The sequence below is a fragment of the Streptomyces murinus genome (assembly GCF_002154555.1).
In the GTDB taxonomy this organism is placed as follows: Bacteria; Actinomycetota; Actinomycetes; order Streptomycetales; family Streptomycetaceae; genus Streptomyces; species Streptomyces murinus.
The window spans coordinates 1-4,765 of record NZ_MUNF01000663.1 but is presented as its reverse complement, the minus strand read 5'-3'; the positions used below and the strand labels follow the sequence as shown (position 1 = coordinate 4,765).

Annotated in this window: 4 protein-coding genes; 3 read left to right on the top strand and 1 reads right to left on the bottom strand. The window is 73.8% G+C overall.

Annotated features, from left to right (window positions below; translation table 11 throughout):
• Positions 1–338 precede the first annotated feature (338 nt).
• The 3 genes from CCN72_RS32540 (at position 339) to pgfA (ending at position 3,430) form a co-directional block, all read left to right on the top strand.
• Positions 339–2,117 carry a lytic transglycosylase domain-containing protein gene (locus tag CCN72_RS32540; RefSeq protein ID WP_086811784.1) on the top strand — a complete coding sequence of 593 codons (1,779 nt, stop codon included), beginning with the start codon at positions 339–341 and terminating at the stop codon, positions 2,115–2,117.
• Between the two features lie 163 nt (positions 2,118–2,280).
• On the top strand, positions 2,281–2,415 hold the full coding sequence (locus CCN72_RS38340; protein ID WP_106979860.1) for an SPW_0924 family protein: 135 nt from the start codon (positions 2,281–2,283) through the stop codon (positions 2,413–2,415).
• 22 nt (positions 2,416–2,437) lie between these two features.
• Positions 2,438–3,430 (top strand): cell envelope lipid trafficking protein PgfA, encoded by a 993-nt coding sequence (gene pgfA / locus CCN72_RS32535; protein WP_086811782.1) that lies wholly within the window; start codon positions 2,438–2,440, stop codon positions 3,428–3,430.
• Here pgfA and CCN72_RS32530 read toward each other — a convergent pair.
• On the bottom strand, positions 3,420–4,765 hold a 1,346-nt coding region (locus CCN72_RS32530), incomplete at its 5' end, for an ATP-dependent helicase C-terminal domain-containing protein (protein WP_279630303.1). The genes pgfA and CCN72_RS32530 overlap by 11 nt on opposite strands.

Below are 4,765 nucleotides of genomic sequence, written 5' to 3'. Positions count from 1 at the left end.
ATCCCCGCGACCCCGGACCACGCACCGCCTTCTAGGGCCGCGCCACCCCCTCCCCCAACTCAAGAGCGGGCCATTGTCACCGCCCTGGCGGACCGTCGGGCGCGCCCACCTCAACGACAGGTGGCCAACCGGTGAAAATCGGGCATGAACGGGTGCCCCGGCAAAGCAAGTTGTCGTAGGGTCGCCTGCGGCGCCGTGCCGAGCGCACGGGCCGGACACCGTCACACAGGTGAAAGGGCGGCACAGGGGCAACCGGAACGCCGGGTCGTACGTCAGACCAGGGCGGGACACACATACCTGGATACGGACGCACGACGTCCTTGGGAGGGGTTCACTCTATGGCGGCGCATTTCGGCAGGCGGCTGCGCAAGGGGGCGGCGACCACCGCCGTGGCCGCGGCAGCGGTCGCGGCTCTCTCCGCGTCCCAGGCTCCGGGAGCGACCGGCGACGACCACGGCAGACAGGCGACGGCCGGCGCGTCCGCCCCCGTACCGGACCCCGCCGGCGACGACGCCACGGGCAACTCGCCGTACTACACGGACCTGCCGCCCCTGAACAGCCCCAACCCGAGCCCCTCGCCGAGCGCCGGCACCCCCGTCGCCCAGGGCGCCGCCGAGGCCGGCATACCGGCCACGGTCCTCGACGCGTACAAGAAGGCCGAGGCGGAGCTGCGCGCCTCCAAGCCCGGCTGCAACCTGCCCTGGCAACTCCTCGCCGCCATCGGCAAGGTGGAGTCCGGCCAGGCCCGCGGCGGTGAGGTCGACGCCTCCGGCACCACCCTGCGACCGATCCTCGGCCCGGTCCTCGACGGCAACGGCTTCGCGCTCATCAAGGACACCGACCACGGCGCGTACGACGGCAACGCCCAGTACGACCAGGCCGTCGGGCCCATGCAGTTCATCCCGTCCACCTGGGCCTGGGCCGGCCGCGACGGCAACGGCGACGGCAAGAAGGACCCCAACAACATCTACGACGCGGCGCTCGCCGCCGGCCACTACCTGTGCCGCGGCGACCGGGACCTGTCCCAGGCGGCCGACCTGCACGGCGCGATCCTCGGCTACAACAACTCGCAGGACTACCTGAACACCGTCCTGTCGTGGATGGAGTACTACAGCAAGGGCACCTACTCCGTGCCCGACGGCACCGGCGCCGCGCCCGGCCACCGCAGCGACGACGGCACCCCGCGCACGACGCCGGCCACGCCCGCCGAGCCCGCGAACCCGCACCAGGGCGAGCCGGGTTCGAAGGACCAGGGCGGCCGGCCGAGCCCCTCGCCGACGCCGTCGAAGCCCGGCGGCGGCCAGGACGGCGGCGACCCGGCCCCGCGGCCGCCCGGGACGCCCGACCCGACCACGCCCACCCCCACCGACACGGTGGACCACCTGGAGAACGCGGGCACCGCCACGGCCGAGCTCACCGCGACCGCCGGGGACGCCTTCACCGGGACGATCAGCACCCGCGCCGAGACCAAGGCGGGCGCCGCCGTGGCCAAGGTCAGGATCCGGTTCACCATCTCCGGGGACACCGACGCCACCTTCACCGGCGGCGAGGACGTGGCCACGGTCGCCACCGACAGCAAGGGCGTCGCGAAGGCACCCGCGCTCCAGGCGGGCGAGAAGACCGGCGACTTCAAGGTCACCGCCACCGTCGTGGGCCGCTCCCTCAAGGGCGTCGACTACCAGGCGACCGTCACCGAACGCCCCGCCGACACCCTGACCGCCACCACCGACGGCGACACCCCGCTGACCTGCACCCCCGGCGGCGCGTTCGCCGACCAGGTCCAGCTGAAGGCGACGTACAAGGGCGCCGTCGCGGACAAGGTCGCGGCCACCGCCACCCTGATTAAGTCCGCCACCGACGCCACCGAAAACGACAAGGGCCCCTACTTCAAGGACGCCACCACCGGCAAGGCCGTACGCACCCTCACCGGTCTGAAGACGGACGCCAAGGGCCTGTTGACGCTGCCGAAGCTGTACGCGGACGACACCACCGGCACATTCCTGCTGCGCGTCACCACCCCCGGCGGCGGCACCCTCACCGTGCAGCTGACGGTGGCCGCCGACGGCACCGCCACGGCGAGCCCGTCCCCGTCCCCGAGCGCGTCGGCGACCTCCTGAGCCGACCGGACCGCCATGGCGCCCTCCCCGCTTCCGGCGGGGAGGGCGCCGTCGTTCGTGCGCGCACCGCTGTTCTCATCTCGCCCACCCGTTGCTACGGTGCCCGCACCTGACGCCGCATCAGAAACCGCCAGGACACCGACCGGCCACCGGGAGGCCCCGCATGCGCGCCCTGATCGCCGCCGCGACCGGCCTCGCCCTCGCCTTCGCCCTGGTCCTCACGATCGCCGCCCTCGGCGCGCCGTCCGGCCGCACCTCGCCGAAACCGCTGCTGACCACGGTCCCCGCACATCCGTAACCCGCCCGGGAGGGAGGCCGCGATGCGCCGCAAGGCAAGCCTGATCCTGCTCGCCTGTGCCGTCTTCTGCGCGGCACTGTCGCCGCTGACACGCTGGTACGCCTTTCCGCGCCTGGCCCGGATCCCCGCGAACCAGTACCAGGACGTCGTCCTGGAGGCCAAGAACGCCACCCTCCTCGACTACGGCACCATGCGCGCGAAAAAGGTCCCCCAGGTCACCATCGTGCAGACTCTCAAGGGCGATGTGACGGCCGCCGAGAAGATCGAGAAGAGCGCACACCGGCCGGTCGTCGTCTGGAACGCCCTGTCCTACGTCCGGGGCCCCGACGGCAAGATGGTCTCCGAGGTCCCCGAGCGCTACATCTTCGACGCCCACAGCCAGGCCCCCGTCCACGCCACCGGCGAGATGGTCGACGGCGACCCGGTCGAGCGGACCGGCATCGAGTTCAAGTGGCCCTTTCTGACCCAGAAACGGGACTACGAGTACTTCGACGCGCAGACCCGCACCACCAGCCCCATCCACTACAAGGGCACCCGTGAGTTCCACGGCCTGAAGGTCTACTACTTCGAACAGACCGTCCCCTGGACCAAGGTCCCCATGCCGAAGTCCATGCCGGTCAAGGGCATCACCCCGCAGACCGTCGCCAAAACCGGCACCACCCGCTGGTACACCACCGTGCGCCGCTTCTGGGTCGAACCGGTCACCGGCGCACCGGTTTACGGCGAGGAGATCCACCAAGAGGAACTGCGCGGCGGCACCCTGCTCGGCGGACGCGCCAAGGTCACCGCGTTCGCCGGGGACGTGAAGATGCGCGAGGACTACGTCGAGCACACGGTCGCCCTCGTCAGACACAACCGCACGCTCGTCCTCGCACTCACCTCCTACGTCCCATGGGGCTCCCTGACCCTCGGCCTGCTCCTGCTCGCCCTCTCCCTCGTCCTGGAGGCCCGCGCCCGCCGCCCCGGGGACCCGGCACCCGCCCGGGCGGCGGAACCGCGGCCGGTCAGCGCCTGAGCCGCGCGTTGGTGTGCCGGGTGGGCTCGGCCGCCGCCGGGTCCTCCGGCCACGGGTGCTTCGGATAGCGGCCGCGCAGCTCGGCCCGCACGGCGCGGTAGCCGTCCCGCCAGAACGACGCCAGATCGGCCGTCACCGCGGCGGGCCGCCCGGCGGGGGAGAGCAGATGCACGAGCAGCGGCACACCCGCCACCGACGGCGTCTCGCGCAGCCCGAACATCTCCTGGAGCTTCACCGCGAGCACCGGCCGCTCCGGATCCCGGTAGTCGATCCGGATCCTGGAGCCGCTCGGCACGGTCATCCGCTCGGGCGCCAGCTCGTCCAGGCGCACGGCCTCCCCGCTCGCCCAGGGCAGCAGCCGCGCCAGCGCCTGCCCGGCGTCGATCCGTGCGAGATCCGCCCGCCGCCGAGCCCGGCCCAGCTCCGGCTCCAGCCACCGCTCCGCACCCGCGTGCAGCGCCTCGTCCGACACATCCGGCCACGGCTCCCCGAGCCGGGCGCGCAGGAACGCCAGCCGCAGCCGCAGCACCTGAGCGTCCGGCGTCCACCGCAGCAGCGCGGGCCCCTCCTGCCGCAACCCTTCGAGCAGCGCCGCGCGCACCAGCTCAGGCGCGGCGTCCTTCAAGGGCCGCACCGTCAACTCGACCGCCCCGAGCCGCTCGATGTGCCGGGCCACGACATCGCCGTCCGCCCAGCGCACCTCGTCCCGCTCGTCCAGCACCGCGCCCGCCGCCGCCCGCGCCACCTCCTCCGACACCGCGGCCCCGAGCCGCACCCGGGCATGCCCCTTCCCGCCCGGCCGGTCGGCCACGGCCACGACGACCCACGGCGCCCCCCGCAACGCCGACCCCTCCACCACCTCGGCCCGCGTCCCGGACACCATCAGGTACGACCCACCGTCCGACTTCCCGACCCGCTCGGGGAAAGCGAGCGCGGCGACCAGCCCGACGAGGCCCTCCGCACCGGCACCGGCCGACGGGATCGCCCGCGCGGAGCCCCGGATCCCGGTGCCCGGCCCGTGGCTCACCAGGGGCCCGCCCTCCTGGCCGGGCGGGCCGGAGAACTCGGCCGCGACGGACCGCAGCCGCCGTACCTCCGCCGCCCACCGCCCCGCGTAGCCGTCACCCCCACGCCGAGCGGAGCGCAACGCACCGGCGAGATCGTCGCCGTACTCCCGCGGCACCTCCTCCGAGAGCAGCGCGACCACCTCCGCCCCCGCCCCGGACGTGTCCAGCAGCGCCCGGCCCAGCCGCGGGTGCAGCCCGAGCCGGGAGAGCCGTACGCCGCGCTCCGTCGCCCGCCCCGCGGAGTCCACCGCGCCCACCGCCACCAGCG